Here is a 17,146-nt window from a genome sequence, read left to right on the forward strand (position 1 = left end):
TAACGCTGGCGGAGTTCAGGGAAAACCCTTAGAATGGAAGCCGTCTAAGGGAAAACCCTAGCGCACTTTGTCAGGAGTCTCAAATGAGCTTCATTCTCGCCCTGCTGCAAAAGATCGACGACCTGTTCGTCTCCCCGCACCTCCCGCTCGACACCGATTATTCGTACGCCGCGCGTCACGCCGAAGTCGAGCGTATGCGCCGTGCGAACCTCGCGCCGATCGTCCTGTACCGTCGCTGATTCGCTGATTCGCTGATTCGCTGATTCGCTGATTCGCTGATTCGGCGCGGCGCTCGCCGCACCTGCCTGTCCGTTTTCCGCCGCCGCATCGCGCGCCGGTGCGACCGTCCCGCTACACTGGAAGTCCGACTCTCCTCGCGACCTCCGAGCCATGCTGCTGATGCGGCCGATGACGGCCGGCGAATTCCATGCATACCGCACGCGCGCCGTCGACGGCTACGCGCGCGACCTCGTGTCCTCCGGCCAGAACGCGATCGACGATGCGGCCAGCCGCGCCCGCGCCTGCTTCGATACGCTGCTGCCCGACGGCCTGCTCACCCCCGGCCAGACGCTCGTCCAACTGATCGACACCGAGACCGGTAATACGGTCGGCGATCTCTGGTACGCGATCGTCGCCGAAGGGCCGAACCGCACGCTGTTCATCTACGACCTCGACATCGTCCCGTCCCGGCGCCGTCAGCGCTGGGCGACGCGCGCGCTCGATGCGCTCGAGGCCGAGGCGCGCCGTCATGGCGTCACGGAGATCGGACTGTCGGTGTTCAATCACAACACGGCTGCACGTGCGCTTTATCGGGCGTGCGGCTTCGTACCGATCACGACCACATTGCTCAAGCCGGTCGTTCAGGACTAGCGGCGGGGATTCCCACGCCGACGGCTCGGCGTTCGCATTCCATTCCATTCCGGAAGGAAGAGTGATGCATCGGCCATGCGTTCGAGAAATCGTGGCCGCAACGAAAGACGCCCCGGAATGCCACGTCCCACGGACGGTTCAATACTGATATGCGAAAACGCCCGTTGCGCATCTCGATCGGTATGGCGCTGCTGATTGCCATCCTGCTGACTTGTGCGTTCAACGCAATCAGTCTCAATGCGGCGCACGGCGACGGTCCGCCGTACTACGCGCGCAGCACCAACATGGACAAGTGGACGAACCCGCTTCCGTTGCCGGGTATGGTCGACGGCGCGATGTTGGTCGCGATGGCCGCGTTTCGTTCGTGGCTTCGTCGAAGCCGTTGAACCCTGCGCGGTGCGAAGCGGGCGGATGATGGCCCCCGTGTTCGCCCCGCGCCACATCACCGCGCCTTGCCTTTCCATCTCCTCAACAGCAACGCGTTGGTCACGACGCTGACGCTCGAAAACGCCATCGCCGCGCCCGCGATCACCGGATTCAGCCAACCGAGCGCCGCCAGCGGCACGCCGATGAGGTTGTACACGAACGCCCAGAACAGGTTCTGCTGGATCTTCCGGTAGGTGCGCTTCGAGATGTCGATCGCGTCGGCGACGAGCGTCGGATCGCCGCGCATCAGCGTGATGCCGGCCGTATGCATCGCGACGTCGGTGCCGGTCGCCATCGCGATGCCGACGTCGGCCGCGGCGAGCGCCGGCGCGTCGTTGATCCCGTCGCCGACCATCGCCACCACGCCGCCATGCGTGCGCTTCAGCTCGGCGACCACGCGCGCCTTGTCGTCGGGCAGCACCTGCGCATGCACTTCATCGATCCCGAGCGCCGCCGCGACGGCCGCCGCGCTGCCGCGGTTGTCGCCCGTCACCAGCACGCTCGCGACGCCGCGCGCCGACAGCGCCGCGATCGCGTCGCGCGCGCCCGGCTTCACCGTGTCGCCGAAGGCGATCAGCGCGAGCAGCGCGCGCGGCGCGTCGGCGCGCATCAGCCACGAAATCGTGTTGCCCGCGCGTTCGAGCTCGGCCGCGCGCGCCCCGAGTTCGGGCGGAACCGCGATGCCCAGCTCGTCGCGCCAGCGGCTGCTGCCGAGCGCGACCAGCCGGCCGTTCACACGCGCTTCGACACCGCGTCCGGCGACCGCCCGCGCGTCGGTTGCCGCCGCAGCATCGGCCGCCACGGCTGCGCCGCCGCGCGCGGCGACGTCCGCGTCGTACGCGGCGACCACCGCGCGCGCGAGCGGATGATTGCTGTGGCGCTGCACGGCTGCTGCCACAGCAAGCGCTTGCTCACGCGGGATGTCGACGGCGTCGAAGGCCGTCACGGACGGCTTGCCTTCGGTCAACGTGCCGGTCTTGTCGAACGCGATGACGGTCGCGCGCTGGGCGAGCTCGAGCGCCTGCGCGTCCTTGATCAGCACGCCGCGGCGCGCCGCGACGCCGGTGCCGGCCATGATCGCGGCGGGCGTCGCGAGACCGAGCGCGCACGGGCATGCGATGACGAGCACCGCGACGGCGTTCAGGATCGCCGTTTCGGCGCCGGCGCCGGCGATCAGCCAGCCGATCAGCGTCAGCACGGCGATGCCGAGAATCGACGGCACGAACACTTCGCTGACGCGGTCGACGAGCCGCTGGATCGGCGCCTTCTCGGCCTGCGCGGATTCGACGAGGCGGATGATGCGCGCGAGCGTCGTCTCCGCGCCGATCGCGGTGGTGGCGACGACGAGCGCGCCTTCGCCGTTGATCGAGCCGGCCGTGACGGGATCGCCGTCGTCCTTCGGCACCGGCAGGCTTTCGCCGGTGATCAGCGATTCGTCGACGTGCGAGCGGCCCGACACGATGCGCCCGTCGACCGGCACGCGCTCGCCCGGACGGATCGCCACGGTCGTGCCGACGCGCACCTGCGCGAGCGGCACGTCGCGCTCGACGCCGTGCTCGACGATGCGCGCGCGATCGGGGCGCAGCGCGTTCAGCGCGCGGATCGCGTCGGTGGTCTGGCGCTTCGCACGGGCTTCGAGCCATTTGCCGAACCGCACCAGCGTGACGATCACGGCCGATGCCTCGAAATACAGGTGGCCCGGATGCGCGGGCTCGCGCAGCAGCATCCACAGGCTCAGGCCGAAGGCGGCCGACGTGCCGAGCGCGACGAGCAGGTCCATGTTGCCGGTGCGCGCCTTTACCGCGTGCCACGCGGCCCGATAGAAGCGCGCGCCGAAACCGAACTGGACGATCGACGCGAGCACCAGCTGCAGCCAGCCGGGCAGCATCGCGTCGATGCCGAGCGGCGCGACGAGCATCGGCACGATGAGCGGTGTGCTCAGCACGGCCGCGCCGATCACGAGATTGCGTTCGCGGATCGCGTCGCGGCGCTTGCGCGCGTCGGTGGTCTGCGCTGGGTCGGCCGCGGCGGGACCGGCTGCCGCGGCCTGCGCCTCGGCGGCGAGCGACGCCTGATAACCGGCCGACGTGACCGCCGCGATCAGCGCGGCGGCGTCGAGCGTGCCGGCCGCCTGCACCGACGCGCGCTCGGTCGCGAGATTGACCGACGCGCGCGCGACGCCCGGCACCGCGGCCAGCGCCTTCTCGACGCGGCCCGCGCAGGACGCGCAGGTCATGCCGCCGATGTCCAGCTCGAAACTGGCCGGTCCGGCGCGGTCGGCCGTGGGTGTGGCGGCGACCGGTGTCGCGCCGTAACCGGCCTGCCGGACCGCGTCGACGAGCCGCGACGCGGACACGTCCGGTGCGGTGTCGACGCTCGCACGTTCGGTGGCCAGATTGACGGATGCCCGTGTGACGCCCGGCACCTTGGCGAGCGCCTTCTCGACGCGGCCGGCGCATGATGCGCAGGTCATTCCGTCGATGTCGAGCTCGATGTTGGCCGGTGCCGGTGCCGGTGCCGGTGCCGGAGCCGGAGCTGGGACGGGCTGCGCGCTGGCGGCTGGCTTTGCCGCAACCGGTGTCGCGCCGTAACCGGCCTGCCGGACCGCGTCGACGAGCCGCGACGCGGAAACGTCCGGCGCGGCGTCGACGCTCGCACGTTCGGTGGCCAGATTGACGGATGCCCGTGCGACGCCCGGCACCTTGGCGAGCGCCTTCTCGACGCGGCCGGCGCACGATGCGCGGGTCATTCCGTCGATGTCGAGTTCGATCGTGTGCGTTGCCGTGGACGCGAGTGATTCAGTCATGTCGGATTCCCCAAAGGCACGGTTCGTGCCGCGAATGACATCAGTATCGACATTCCCATGATGGGAAGGTCAAGCGGCGATGTCGATCCGGAGCGAGATATCAAAATAATGGTTCGCGATCGACCCTCGGCCCCGCAATGACCCTAGCCTGCTATTCGGCATATTGGGGGATGCCCTTAGGCGCTATGATACCGGCCTGACATCAGCGCCCGCCGCGACGAGACGGCAATCAGGGCCGCTGAAGTGCCTTGCTTGCGCCGAGCATGCGTCGAACAAGGCGTTGACTGACAAAAAAGATATTCGGCCAGTGATCAATGATTGAAAATCGACGAGAAACCGTTTCTCTGCGACGCGCCGCCGCCGCGTCGCTCGCCATCGCGGCGCTGTTGGCGGGATGCGCGTCGCAACCCGATGCGATCCAGCGCAAAACCGGCTGGATGCGCGCCGAAGTCGCCGACTCCTATATATATGCGTATCCGCTCGTGCTGATGGACGTCGCGAAGGAAGCCGCGACCGGCGGGGACGGCGCGCAGCCGGGCCAGGCGCCGCTCAACACGCTGCGCCACGCGCAGGCGCTGCCGCCGGTCGGCGCGCTGAATCCGCCGCTGCCGGGCGTCGATACGCTCGACTCGACCGGCTGGCTCGACGTCGGCGCCGAGCCGGTGATCGTCACGCTGCCCGACACGCGCGGCCGCTACTGGGACGCGCGAGCACTCGACATGTGGACGAACGTGCTGTGGTCGTCGTCGAGCGTGGCCTTGCACGGTGCGCGCGGCGCCATGCGCTCGCAAACGATCGCCTTCGTCGCGAAAGACTGGCAGGGCACGCTGCCGAAGGGCGCGGTGCGCGTCGACGTGCCGTCGGCCAACGCATGGCTCGAAGTGCGGCTGCAGACGAGCGGCGGCCGCGACCTGACGAACGTGAGGAAATTGCAGCGGGCGATCCGCGTGGTGCCGCTGTCGGTGTATACGGGCGCCGCGCGCGGCGCGTCGGTGGCCGTCCATGCGGGCAGCGCGCCGTCGGAAGCCGCGAGCGGCGGCACGCCGGCCGAACAGGTCGCGGCGCTCGATCCGAAGGCGTTCTTCACGCGCTTCGCCCAGGCGCTGCAGGACAACCCGCCGCCCGCCGACGACGCGCACGCGCAGGAACTGCTCAGCGACATCGGCGTGTCGGCCGGCTACCCGGTGCAGTGGACGGGCGACCGCCTGAGCGCGGCGACGGCCGGCGTCGCCGAAGCGCGCGCTCGCCTCGCGACGCCGCCGTCGAACCTGCTGGGCGCGAACGGCTGGAGCTGGATCGGCGACACGGCCGGCAAGTACGGGCAGGACTACGCGCTGCGCGCGTACGCGGCCTACACGCAGTTCGGCACCGCGACGCGCGACGACGAAACGCTCGCGCTCGTGCGCGTCGACAGCGACGGCCAGCCGCTGAACGGCGCGAACCGCTACATGCTGCATTTCGCGCCGGGCGCGGTGCCGCCGGTGCGCGGCTTCTGGACGCTCACGCCGTATGCGACCAACGGCGCGCTGCCCGACGTCGGTGCGGCACGCCGCTCGCTCGGCGATCGCGAGCGGCTGCGCCGCAACCGCGACGGCTCGATCGACGTGGTCGTGTCGGCGACGCCGGGCGGCGCGCGCGGGGCCAACTGGCTGCCGGCGCCGCGCACCGATTTCGCGCTCGCGCTGCGCCTGTACGCGCCGAAGCCGCAAGCGACCGACGGCTCCTGGTTGCCGCCCGCCGTCGTCCGGAAATGAACGGGCACGCGCCGCCGCTGTCCGATGCGCGGGCGTGGCGGCCGCACCCCAACGACGCTCCGTCACCACCTCGGCCTATACTTTCGGGATAGCTTGCAAGGCCGCGCCGGAAAACCGGCGCGGCCTTGCTCGTGTTCCCGAGGCATTCAAGCATGGCAAGCGCAGACAAGAAAACCGTAACCTCGACCCTCCATGCCCTCGGCGGCATTGCACGCTCGCGTCGGACCCGGCGCATCGGCATCGGCGTGCTGATCTTCGTCATCGTGTTCGGGCTGCTGGGTTTCTTCGCCGCGCCGCCGCTGATTCGCCATCTCGCCGAACAGCAACTGAGCAAGCAACTCGACCGGCCGTCGACGATTCGGCGCATCGCGCTGAACCCGTACACGCTGAACCTCGAAGCCGATGGCGTGCATATCGGCGAGCGCGGCGGCCGCGGCGACTTCATCGACATCGGCAAGCTGGTGGTGCGGCCGTCGTGGACGTCGCTGCTGCGCGGCGCGCCGATCGTCAACGAACTGCGCGTCGACTCGCCGCGCTTTCACATCGTCCGCTACGACGCGCAGCGCCTGAACTTCACCGACCTGATCGAGAAGTTCTCGACGCCGTCGCAGCCGGCCAGCAAGCCGACGCTGTTCTCGGTGTCGAACATCCAGGTCAACGACGGCCGCATCGATTTCGACGACCGCCTGCTGAACGAGCGGCACGTGGTCGACAACTGGACGCTCGGCATCCCGTTCATCGCGACGCTGCCGTCGAAGACCGACATCTTCGTGCAGCCGAAGCTGCGCGCGCGGTTCGACGGCAGCCCGATCGCGATCGACGGCCGCACGAAGCCGTTCGCGCAGTCGCGCGAATCCGAAGTCACGCTGACGTTCGACCGGCTCGACGTGCCGAAGCTGATTTCGTATGCGCCGACGAAGCTGCCGGTCGTCGTCACGAGCGGCCTGCTGAGCAGCAATCTGACGCTGAAGTTCGTGATGAGCGGCGACACGCCGTCGCTGCGCGTCGCGGGCACCGTCGATCTGAACGACGCGAAGGTGACCGGCCTCGCGTCCGAGCCGCTGTTCGCCGCGCGCGGCGTGCACGTCGCGGCCGCGGGCCTCGAGCCGCTGCGCAACGTGCTGCATTTCGACGAGATCCGCATCGACCAGCCGGTCGTCGATCTGTCGCGCGACCGGCAGGGCGTGCTGAACGTCGAGAAGCTCGGCGGCCAGCCGGCCGCCGTGGCGAAGCCGGCAGCGGACAAGACCGCAGCAGAAAAGCCCGCAGCCTCGGGCGCGGCCGCATCGGGTGCCGCGAGCGTCGCCACGGCGAGCGTGGCCGCCGCGAACGTCACCGCCGCCAGCACGCCGACCGCCCCCAACGCCGACACCACCGCGAAGCAAGCGCCGCCGCTCGACCTGACGATCCGCCATTTCGCGATCGACGGCGGCACGCTCAACTTCGACGACCGCGCGCCAGCGACCCCGGCCGCGATCTCGCTGACGAAGCTCGCCGCGACGCTCGACGGCTTCACGCTGCAGGGCAAGACGCCGGCGAAATACACGCTGTCGACGTCGCTGTCGCGCGGCGGCGACCTGAAGGCCGAAGGCGCGGTGAGCGTCGCGGCGAAGCAGGCCGACACGAAGCTGAGCGTCGCTGCGCTCGCGCTGCCGGCGCTGCAGCCGTACCTCGCCGATGCGACCCGCGCGCGCGTGCTCGACGGCACGCTGGGCGCGAACCTCAACGCGAAGGCTGACTGGGGCAAGACGCCGCTCGACGCGCAGGTCGTCGACAGCACGGTCAGCCTGACAGCGCTGAAGCTCGCGACGCCCGATGCGAAGGCGCCCGCGATCGCGCTCGGCGACGCCAGCGCGAAGATCGCGAAGATCGACGTCGGCGCGCGCACGGCCGACATCACGAGCGTCGACACGACGGGCCTCGCGCTCGACGTGCAGCGTCTGAAGGACGGCAGCATCGACCTCGCGGCGCTCGGCGAGCCGGCCCGGCCGGCGGCGCCTGTGCCGGCGCGCACGGTCGCGCGCAAGGCCGCCGCGAGCGCGCCGGCGTGGCATTACCGGATCGACGCGCTGAACGTGAAGGACGCGTCCGCGAACTTCACGGACCTGACGACGCCGCGCCCGGTGAAGCTCGCGATCAAGCCGCTCGAGCTGTCGGTGCAGCAGATCAGCGACGACCTGACGAAGCCGCTGCCGGTGCGCCTGAAGGCGACGCTGAACCGCAAGGGCTCGCTCGCCGCGTCGGGCGACGTCACCGCGATGCCGCTGAAAGTCGGCCTGAAGATCGACGGCAACCGGCTCGACGCAGCCGCGTTCGAGCCGTACTTCGGCAGCGCGCTGAACGCGACCATCGCGAGCGCGCTGCTCAATGCGCAGGGCAACCTGACGTTCGCGCAAGTGAAGGGCGCGCCGCGCGCGACCTACCACGGCGACGCCGCGCTGGTCGACGTGCGGATGCTCGACAAGGCGACGTCCGACCCGTTCGCCGGCTGGCGCTCGCTCGCGCTGTCGAGCCTGAAAGTGAACTACGACGAGAAGGGCACCGACGTCGACGCCGCGCGTGTGACGTTCTCGAACTTCTATGGCCGCGTGCTGCTCGACGCGCAGGGGCGGCTGAACCTGAAGGACGTCGTCGCGAAGGAAACCGGCCCCGCGCAGTCGCTCACGCGCGACGCGAGCAAGAGCGAACCGGTGCCGCTGTCGCCCGGCGTGACGCCGCCGGCCGCCGCGCAGGCGGCGTCGGCCGCGGCCGCGCGGCAGGCGTCGGCGCCGTCCGCCGCAGCGGCGACGGTGATCGTGAAGGCCGCGCCGCCGCCGCAGAATCCGGTGCGCATGCATTTCGGCGAGCTGGTGCTGCAAAACGGCCGCGTGACCTACACCGACAACTTCATCAAGCCGAACTACACGGCGAACCTCGTCGCGATCAAGGGCACGGTCGGCGCGTTCGGCACGGATTCGACGACGTCGGCTCCGGTCGACGTCGCCGCGAACCTGGCCGGCAACGGGCCGATCTCGATCAGGGGCTCGGTGAACCCGCTGATCGACAAGCCGGCGCTGGACCTCACCGCCACCGCGCACGGCGTCGAGTTGACGAACCTGACGCCGTATTCGGCGAAGTACGCCGGCTACCCGATCACGAAGGGCAAGCTCAACGTCGACCTGCATTACCAGCTCGCGAACGACCAGCTGCAGGCGAACAACCATATCTTCATCGACCAGCTGACGTTCGGCGATCACGTCGAGAACGACACGGCGACCAAGCTGCCGGTGAAGCTCGCGATCTCGCTGCTGAAGAACACACGCGGCGAGATCGACGTGAACCTGCCGGTGTCGGGCTCGCTGTCGAATCCGGAGTTCAGCATCGGCGGGCTGATCTGGCGCGCGGTGCTGAACCTGATCGCGAAGGCGGTGACGTCGCCGTTCACGCTGCTGTCGCATGCGTTCGGCGGCAGCGGCGGCGAGGATCTCGGCTACGTCGAGTTCGCGCCGGGCTCGTACGCGCTCAGCGACGCGCAGCAGAAGAAGCTCGACACCGTCGCGAAGATGCTGACCGAGAAGCCGTCGATCCGGCTCGACCTGATCGGCCGCGTCGATCCGGCCGTCGACACGCCGGGGCTGCGCGACGTGTATGTCGACCGGCTGGTTCGTCAGCAGAAGCTCAAGGACGTGATCGGGCAGGGCGAGAGCGTCGACCCGATGACGGTGAAGGTCGCGCCGGCCGAGTACGACAAATACCTGACGCGCGCGTACAAGGCGGCCGATTTCAAGAAGCCGCGCAACCTGGTCGGCCTGCAGAAGACGTTGCCGGATGCGGACATGAAGAAGGCGCTTGCCGATCACGCGCCGGCCGACGACAACGCGCTGCGCGCGCTCGCGCAGCAGCGTGCGCAGGCGGTGCGCCAGTATCTCGACGGCAAGATCGATTCGAGCCGGATGTTCGTCGTCGCGCCGAAGCTCGATGCGAAGGGCATCGAGGACAAGGGCGCGACGACGCGCGTCGATTTCGGCCTGCAGTAACGCGGCAAGCAAGCGGCCGCGCGTCGTTCGACGCGGCCGCGCCGCGCACGATCGCGCGGCGCGGCCCGTGCGGCGTCAGCGCCCGTCGAGCGCCGGTTCGCGCTTGTCCAGTTCCTTCCTCGCGGCGAGCGGCAGGCGCGCATCGTCCCACTGCGTCAGCCATTCGACTTCCTTGGCCGTGAACACCTGGCCGTAATTGCGCAACGCGTACTGCAGCGCGTCGACGACGTGATGGCGAATGATTTCGGGGGTGCGTGCATCGTCCAGCACGAACCTGAGCGCTTCCAGGGTCGACATACTCGTGCTCCGGGTCAGGGAAAACCCTTTATTACACGCCAATAGTCGCGCGCCAAGTCCGACAAAAATCCGGCCGCGTGCACGCGCGGCGGCCGACGCGGCGCATCGCGACCGTCCGATGCCGCTTGCGATTGGTTACGTTTGACAGACAACAGAAAGCCCCGCTTCATCGGACCGCCGCACGAGCCGGCCATATTTTGCGCGCCTTCCGGCAAGTCATGCGGTTCAACGTCAATCGATGAGGTGGGGTGATGATTTCCAGATTCGCCAAGCAACGAAACGTCGCGGTGATGGTGGCGGGCGCGCTGGCGCTCGCGAGCGCCAGCGCCCAGGCGGCGCAGCAGGACGACGGCAGCCATGGCCGGCGCGTCGCGAAGCACGTGCTGCTGATCAGCGTCGACGGCCTGCACGAGCAGGATCTCGCGCGCTGCATCGGCGCGAACACGTGTCCGAACCTCGCGGTGCTCGCGCAAAGCGGCGTCACGTATACGAATGCGTACACGCCCGGCCTGTCGGACTCGTTCCCGGGCCTCGCCGCGCTCGTGACGGGCGGCTCGCCGAAGACGGCCGGCCTGTTCTACGACGTGTCCTACGACCGCAACCTGTACGCGCCGAGCGACACGACCTGCTCGGGCAAGCAGGGCTGGAACGTGGTGTTCGACGAGACGACCGGCATCGACGCGATGAACGGCGGCGCGCTCGTGCACCTCGACGGCGGCGGCGCGTTCAACCCGCAGGCCATTCCGCACGCGAAGGTCGGCGGCCGCTGCGTGCCGGTCTACCCGCACGATTACCTGAAGACCAACACGGTGTTCGAGGCCGTCAAGGCCGGCGTGCCGAACGCGTACACCGCGTGGGCCGACAAGCACGCGTGGGGTTACGACTGGCTGAACGGCCCGTCCGGCACGGGCGTCGACGATCTGATGCGCACCGAGATCAACTCGATCGACCCGGCCACCAACACCGCGTACACCGACGTCTATTCGCACACCGCGCGCTTCGACAACCTGCACGTGCAGGCGCTGATCAACCAGATCGACGGCCGCGATTCGACCGGCGCCAGGACGGCGCCGGTGCCGACGCTGTTCGGCGCGAACTTCCAGACGCTCAGCGTCGCGCAGAAGGCGCCGGTCGCGAAGGGCGGCGGCTATCTCGATGCGAACTTCACGCCGAACGGCCAGGTCGCGAATGCGATCACCTACGTCGACGGCGCGATCGGCCACATCGTCGCCGAGCTGAAGCAGCGCAACCTGTACACGTCGACGGCCGTGATCGTCACCGCGAAGCACGGCCAGTCGCCGACCGATCGCACCAAGCTCGTGAAGAACGGCGACACGCTGACGAAGCTGCTCGAAGCGAACGATTACCTCGATCCGAACGGCAACTTCGGCCAGAACAACACGACGACGGGCAACCCGAACGACGGTTCGGGCCTCGCCGGCACGGGCTTCGTGCAGACCGACGACGTCGGCCTGATCTGGCTGCGCGACCGCGGCCAGCGCACGGCCGTGGTGCGCACGCTGCAGGCCAACCTCGGCTGCAACGCGCCGGGCATCTGCGCGGACGGCCCGCAGGCGTACATCCTGTACGGCGCGGCGCTGGCCGAGCGGTTCGGCGACCCGGCCAACGGCCGCACGCCGGACCTCATCGTGCAGCCGAATCCGGGCGTGATCTACACGTCGAGCACGAAGAAGGACGAGGAGCATGGCGGCAACGCGCCGGACGACAGCCATCTCGCGCTGCTGGTGTCGTATCCGGGCCTGAAGCGCGCGCGCAGCGTGAGCGATCTGGTCGGCACGAAGCAGGTCGCGCCGACGATCCTCGGGCTGCTCGGCGCCGATCCGAAGCTGCTGCACGCGGTTGTCGCCGAGAATACGCGCGTGCTGCCGGGGCTCGGTATCGATCGCTGACCTTGCGCGGGCCGGATGCCGCCGTCGCGCGGCGTCCGGCACCGGATGCGGCGGCCCGCGTCCGGTCGCCCGGACGCCGATGGCGACCGCTCCGGCGCTCGCCGTCGATCAACCCTGCGTCGCTTCGTCGAGCATCCACTCGCGGAAACGCCGCAGCGCGTCGCTGGTCGCGAGGCGTTCGGGCGCGTAGCAGAGATAGTGCCCCTGCGCGTCCAGGTCGACCGGGGCATCGAACGGCTCGATCAGCGTGCCGGCCGCGAGATTGTCGAGAATCAGGAAGCGCGGCACCAGGGCGATCCCGAGCCCGGCCTGGACGGCCTGGATCAGCACCGAATACTGTTCGAAGCGGGCGCCGGCCAGCGCATTCATCCGCGTCGCGTGGTGGCGCTGCGCCCATTCGGACCATGCGATCTCCGCCTGTTCGTGCACCAGGCGCGGCGCCGACGCGACGTCGGCGGGGCCGCGCAGCGCGTGCCGCTCCGCGAATTCGCGCGTGCAGACCGGCACGAAGGTCCGGCCGTCGAGATAGTCGCTTCGTACGCCTTCCCATGCGCCGTCGCCATAGCGGATCGCCGCGTCGAGCCCGAACGGAAACGGGTCGCCCGGCGCGAGATGGCGGCGAAAGCCGAGCGTGACGCTCGGTGCGGCGGCGAGAAAGCGTGTGAGCCGCGGCAGCAGCCACTTGGTCGTAAACGTCGGGACGCTCGCGATCGTCAGCAGGTCGCGATTCTCGCGGGCGCTCAGCAGCTCGATCGACGCATTGCCGATCTCGCGCAGCGGCGCGACGACGCGTGCGTGATACACCTCGCCCGCGCGGGTGAGCGTGAGGCCGCGTCCTTCGCGCACGAACAGCTTCACGCCGAACAGCGCCTCGAGGCTGGCGATCTGCCGGCTGACCGCGCTGGGCGTCAGGCCCAGCTCGCGTGCCGCGTACGAGAAGTTCAGGTATTTCGCCGACGCGACGAATGCGTGCAGTTCCGCGACGTTCGGATACAGGTGTTTCATCGGCTGCTGTTCCGTTCTCGCATGGATCGATGCCGTCTTTGTACGTTTTTTTCATGACGGTGCCATGTCGAATCCGCACACTGCGCGGGTTCCGACAACGCCCACGAGCCCGTTCCGACGGGCATTGCGCGCGGTCCCCCCCATCGTCAGCGAGTGTGTCATGCATCCGTCATCCGTCCCGGCATTGGCCGACGGTGTTCCGATTCGTCGTAGCAAAGCAGCGCGCCCCCGCATCGGCCGGCTGTTGCTGCAGGCACTCGTCGCCGCGTTCGGCCTCTACCTGCTGTTGCCGATCGCGCTGCTGCTGGTCGGCTCGGTCGGGCAGTCGTGGACCAATACGCTGCTGCCCGCCGGCTTCACCGCGCACTGGTTCACCGATCTGGCCGCGAACCGGGGCTTCACGCGAGCGTTCGGCGTCAGCCTGATGGTCGCGCTGGCCTGCTGCGCGCTCAACGCGACGATCGGGCTGCCGCTCGCGTATTCGCTGCATCATCGCGCGCAGGCCGGCGGCGGGCTTGCGACGCGCATCGTGATGCTGATGCCGATCGCCGTGCCGGCGCTCACGCTCGGTTTCGGCTACATCGCGATCTTCAGCGGCGACACGCTGCCCTGGCTCGGCACGCTGCCGCTGATGATCGTCGCGCATGCGGTATTGACGCTGCCGTATCTGCTGCAGACGCTGCTGAGCGATTTGCGGCATCTCGGGCTTGCGCGTCTCGAGGCCTGCGCGGCGACGCTCGGCGCGACGCCGCTGCGCCAGTTCTTCACGATCGTGCTGCCGAACCTGCGGCACAGCCTGTTTTCCGGTCTGGTGATGGTGGCCGCGTTGTCGATCGGCGAATTCCAGATCTCGAACCTGATCGCCGGTTTTCGCTACCGGAACTATCCCATCGTGCTGCTGCAGGCGTTCTACGGCGCGACGGGGATGGCCTGTGCGGCGACCGTCGTGCTGCTCGTCCTCGCCGTGCTCGCGACGCTCGTGTCCACCAGCACCATGCAACGCCTGAAGTGAATCAGCCATGAGCCTCGAATTCGAACACGTCAGTTTCCAGTATCCCGGTGCGCGTCACGGCATCGACGGCGTCACGCTGTCCGCCGCCCAGGGCGAACTGCTCGCGGTGATGGGGCGCAGCGGCTCCGGCAAGTCGACGCTGCTGCGGCTCGCCGCCGGCCTGCTCGACGGCTGGCGCGGCCGCATTGCGATCGGCGGCGCCGACGTGGCCGGCGTGCCCGTATGGCGGCGCGAAGTCGGGATGGTGTTTCAGCACTACGCGTTGTTTCCGAACCTGTCGGTCGTCGACAACGTCGCGTACGGGCTGCGGATGCGCGGCGTCGCGGCCGGCGCACGGCGCCAGCGCGCGCTCGACATGCTCGAGCGGGTCGGCCTGGCCGCGCATGCGACGCGCGGCGTGGCGATGCTGTCGGGCGGGCAGCAGCAGCGCGTCGCGCTGGCGCGCGCGCTCGTGATCGAGCCGAAGCTGCTGTTGCTCGACGAGCCGCTCGCCGCGCTCGATGCCGGCATCCGCCACCAGCTGCGCGACGAGATCCGCATGCTGCAGCGCGCGTGCGGCGCGACGACGCTGTTCGTCACGCACGACCAGGACGAGGCGCTGAGCATGGCGGATCGCGTCGCGATCGTCGACGGCGGCCGCGTGCTGCAGGCCGGCACGCCGCGCGACCTGTACGAGCGTCCCGCGAGCGCGCAGGTCGCGCGCTTCGTCGGACATTCGACGCTGCTGCCCGGCCGTGTGCTCGCGCACGGCGCCGTCGACGTGCGCTTCGCGACGCTGCACGCGGACACGGGCGCGCACCGGCCCGGCGCCGAAATCGCGGTGCTGGTGCGGCCCGAGCACGTGCAGGCGGATCCGCCGACGCACACGGTGAACCGGCTCGACGGCCGTCCCGGCCACGTGCGCTACCTCGGCGCGACGCAGCGCTACGACTTTCATCCGCACGGAGCGTCCGACCCGTTGCTGTGCGAGGGGCGCGAGCCCGCCGCCCGCAGCATCGCGATCGATCCGCGCCATCTGCTCGTGTTGCCCGTGCTGCCGGCGTCACCGGACGCGCCATGACCCCTTTCGTTCAACGGAGATTCACCATGTCTGCAGGTTCCCTTTTCGTGAAAGGCATGCGCGCGCGCGTGCTCGCACTGTGCGCGCTCGCGGCGCTTTCCTGCGCGGCTGCGCATGCGGCGCCGCTGTATCCGGGCGAGGACGCGCTGTACGCGAAGGCCGCCGACGAAGGGCTCGTCGTGTCGTTCGACACCGGCCCCGAATGGGCGAACTGGAAGGCGCTGTTCGCCGAATTCCGCAAGCGCTACCCGAAGGTCGAAATCACGTACAACGACATCGGCTCCGCGGCCACCGTCGTCGCGCTGGACAAGTCGCGCCGCCGTCCGCAGGCCGATACCGCGTACTACTTCGCGGCGTCGGCGCTCGACGCCGCGAGCAAGGACGTCGTCGCGCCGTTCCGGCCGATCAACTTCGACAAGCTGCCGGGCGTGTTCCGCGCGGCCGACGGCCGCTGGTTCGCCGTGCATTCGCTGAACATCGCGTTCCTCGTCAACCGGAAGCTCGTGAAGGACGTGCCGCAGCGCTGGTCCGACCTGCTGAAGCCCGAGTACCGCAACGCCGTGGTCTATCTCGACCCGCGTTCGACCGGGCAGGGCCAGGTCGCGGTGTTCGCGGCCGCGTATGCGAACGGCGGCAGCGTCGACAATCCGAAACCGGGCGCCGAATTCTTCGGCAAGCTCAAGCGCGCGGGCAACGTGCTGCGCGTCGAAGGCACGACGCCGTATGCGAAGTTCGTGAAGGGCGAGATCCCGATCCTGATCGGCTACGAGAACGACGGCCTCAAGGCGAAGTATGCGGACGGGATGGGCGACGCGGCCGACGTCGTGATTCCGCAGGACGGCAGCGTGTCGGCGCCGTATGCGATGAGTCTCGTGAAGAGCGGGCCGAATCCGTCCGCCGCGCAGCTGTGGCTCAACCTCGTGATGAGCGACGTCGGCCAGGCGCTGTTCGCGCAGGGTTACGTGCGTCCGGCCGTGCCCGGCACGCCGGTGGCGCAGGACGTCGCGGCGAAGCTGCCGAATGCGCCGCAGGTTCGCCCGCTCGATGTCGCGAAGGCGGCCGCGCGCAAGGCCGAGGTCGACCAGCTGTGGTCGCAGGCCACGCTCGGCAACTAAGGGGCTCGCGATGCAGGCTTCGTTACCGGAACGCGGCGTGCTGCGCCGCTTCGGCGCGCTTCCCGCGGCCGCGCTGCTCGCGGTGTGCTTCGTGCTGCCGCTCGCCGCGCTGGTCGACGCCGCCTGTGCGGACGGCGGGCGGGCGTTCGCGGCGGTGCTGCGCGACCCGCTCGTCGCCGCTGCGATCGCCCGCTCGCTCGCGCTGGGCGTCGGCGCCGGGACGCTGTCGGTCGGCGTGGGCGTGCCGCTCGCCTTCGTGCTGGCGGGCCAGTCGCCGGCGCGCCGCCACTGGTCGCTGGCGCTGCTCGGCGTGCCGCTCGCGTTCTCCGGCCTCGTGATCGCGTACGGCTTCGTCCTCGCGTTCGGCCGCGCGGGCTTCGTCACCATGCTGCTGGCGGCGCTGGGCGCCGATCCGAACGCGATCGGCGGCGCGATCTACACGATGCCGGGGCTCGCCTTCGCCTATGCGTATTACCTGATTCCGCGGGTCGCGCTGATGATCTATCCGGCCCTCGCGAATTTCGACCGGCGGCCGCTCGAAGCGGCGCTGACGCTCGGTGCGCGGCCGTGGCGCGCGTGGCTCGACGTCGCGTGGCGCGAGCTGTGGCCGTCGATCATGTCCGCCTGGTGCCTCGTGACCGCGATCGCGCTCGGCACGTACGGCACGGCGCTCGCGCTGGCCGGCACGCAGATCAACATCCTGCCGCTGCTGATGTATCTGAAGCTGTCGGACGGGCAAACCGATTTTTCGCAGGCGGCCGTGCTGTCGATCGTGCTGACCGCCATCTGCACCTGCGTTCTTGCACTGGGGGAAGGCCTTGTTCGGCAACGGCGGCATTGAATGGTCGGGGGCGGCGCGGGATCAGCTCGCGCGG

The 17,146-nt window shown here is 69.5% G+C and carries 13 protein-coding genes; 10 read left to right on the plus strand and 3 right to left on the minus strand.

Annotated elements, in window-relative coordinates; all coding sequences use genetic code 11:
- Positions 1-83: 83 nt before the first annotated feature.
- From AK36_RS33845 to AK36_RS00680, 3 genes are all read left to right on the plus strand, one after another.
- Positions 84-239 (plus strand): hypothetical protein, encoded by a 156-nt coding sequence (locus tag AK36_RS33845; RefSeq protein ID WP_011881014.1) that lies wholly within the window; start codon positions 84-86, stop codon positions 237-239.
- 151 nt (positions 240-390) lie between these two features.
- Complete coding sequence (locus tag AK36_RS00675; protein WP_045577625.1) at positions 391-870, plus strand: GNAT family N-acetyltransferase; 480 nt, start codon at positions 391-393, stop codon at positions 868-870.
- A 149-nt stretch (positions 871-1,019) separates the two neighbouring features.
- The gene (locus AK36_RS00680) at positions 1,020-1,256 is read left to right on the plus strand and encodes a hypothetical protein (protein ID WP_045577626.1); all 237 of its coding nucleotides are present in this window, start codon (positions 1,020-1,022) and stop codon (positions 1,254-1,256) included.
- A 56-nt stretch (positions 1,257-1,312) separates the two neighbouring features.
- Here AK36_RS00680 and AK36_RS00685 read toward each other — a convergent pair whose 3' ends face one another.
- Entirely contained in the window at positions 1,313-4,102 is a 2,790-nt protein-coding gene (locus tag AK36_RS00685; protein WP_080938582.1) for a heavy metal translocating P-type ATPase, read from the minus strand.
- A gap of 314 nt (positions 4,103-4,416) precedes the next feature.
- On the opposite strand from AK36_RS00685, the gene AK36_RS00690 reads away from it, so the two are divergent.
- Together AK36_RS00690 and AK36_RS00695 are read left to right on the plus strand one after the other, a co-directional pair.
- Positions 4,417-5,856 (plus strand): DUF1254 domain-containing protein, encoded by a 1,440-nt coding sequence (locus tag AK36_RS00690; protein ID WP_014724152.1) that lies wholly within the window; start codon positions 4,417-4,419, stop codon positions 5,854-5,856.
- Between the two features lie 152 nt (positions 5,857-6,008).
- A complete protein-coding gene (locus tag AK36_RS00695) occupies positions 6,009-9,872 on the plus strand; it encodes a DUF748 domain-containing protein (protein WP_045577627.1) in 3,864 nt (1,287 codons plus the stop codon).
- Between the two features lie 75 nt (positions 9,873-9,947).
- On the opposite strand, the gene AK36_RS00700 is transcribed toward AK36_RS00695, so the two are convergent.
- Complete coding sequence (locus AK36_RS00700; RefSeq protein ID WP_011881008.1) at positions 9,948-10,169, minus strand: hypothetical protein; 222 nt, start codon at positions 10,167-10,169, stop codon at positions 9,948-9,950.
- 251 nt (positions 10,170-10,420) lie between these two features.
- Here AK36_RS00700 and AK36_RS00705 point away from each other — a divergent pair, with 251 nt between their 5' ends.
- Positions 10,421-12,079 (plus strand): alkaline phosphatase family protein, encoded by a 1,659-nt coding sequence (locus tag AK36_RS00705; protein ID WP_045577628.1) that lies wholly within the window; start codon positions 10,421-10,423, stop codon positions 12,077-12,079.
- A 108-nt stretch (positions 12,080-12,187) separates the two neighbouring features.
- Here AK36_RS00705 and AK36_RS00710 read toward each other — a convergent pair whose 3' ends face one another.
- Positions 12,188-13,084, minus strand: coding sequence for a LysR substrate-binding domain-containing protein (locus tag AK36_RS00710; protein ID WP_045577629.1), 897 nt, complete (start codon positions 13,082-13,084; stop codon positions 12,188-12,190).
- A 160-nt stretch (positions 13,085-13,244) separates the two neighbouring features.
- On the opposite strand from AK36_RS00710, the gene AK36_RS00715 reads away from it, so the two are divergent.
- Genes AK36_RS00715 through AK36_RS00730 form a run of 4 tightly spaced genes read left to right on the plus strand, consistent with a single transcriptional unit; the run spans position 13,245 to position 17,112 of the window.
- Entirely contained in the window at positions 13,245-14,096 is an 852-nt protein-coding gene (locus AK36_RS00715; protein WP_045577630.1) for an ABC transporter permease, read from the plus strand.
- A 7-nt stretch (positions 14,097-14,103) separates the two neighbouring features.
- Complete coding sequence (locus AK36_RS00720; RefSeq protein ID WP_045577631.1) at positions 14,104-15,156, plus strand: ABC transporter ATP-binding protein; 1,053 nt, start codon at positions 14,104-14,106, stop codon at positions 15,154-15,156.
- 26 nt (positions 15,157-15,182) lie between these two features.
- Entirely contained in the window at positions 15,183-16,271 is a 1,089-nt protein-coding gene (locus tag AK36_RS00725; protein ID WP_045577632.1) for an extracellular solute-binding protein, read from the plus strand.
- A 10-nt stretch (positions 16,272-16,281) separates the two neighbouring features.
- Positions 16,282-17,112, plus strand: coding sequence for an ABC transporter permease (locus AK36_RS00730; protein ID WP_045577633.1), 831 nt, complete (start codon positions 16,282-16,284; stop codon positions 17,110-17,112).
- Positions 17,113-17,146: the final 34 nt, after the last annotated feature.

The sequence above is a fragment of the Burkholderia vietnamiensis LMG 10929 genome (genome assembly GCF_000959445.1).
Taxonomy (GTDB): Bacteria; Pseudomonadota; Gammaproteobacteria; order Burkholderiales; family Burkholderiaceae; genus Burkholderia; species Burkholderia vietnamiensis.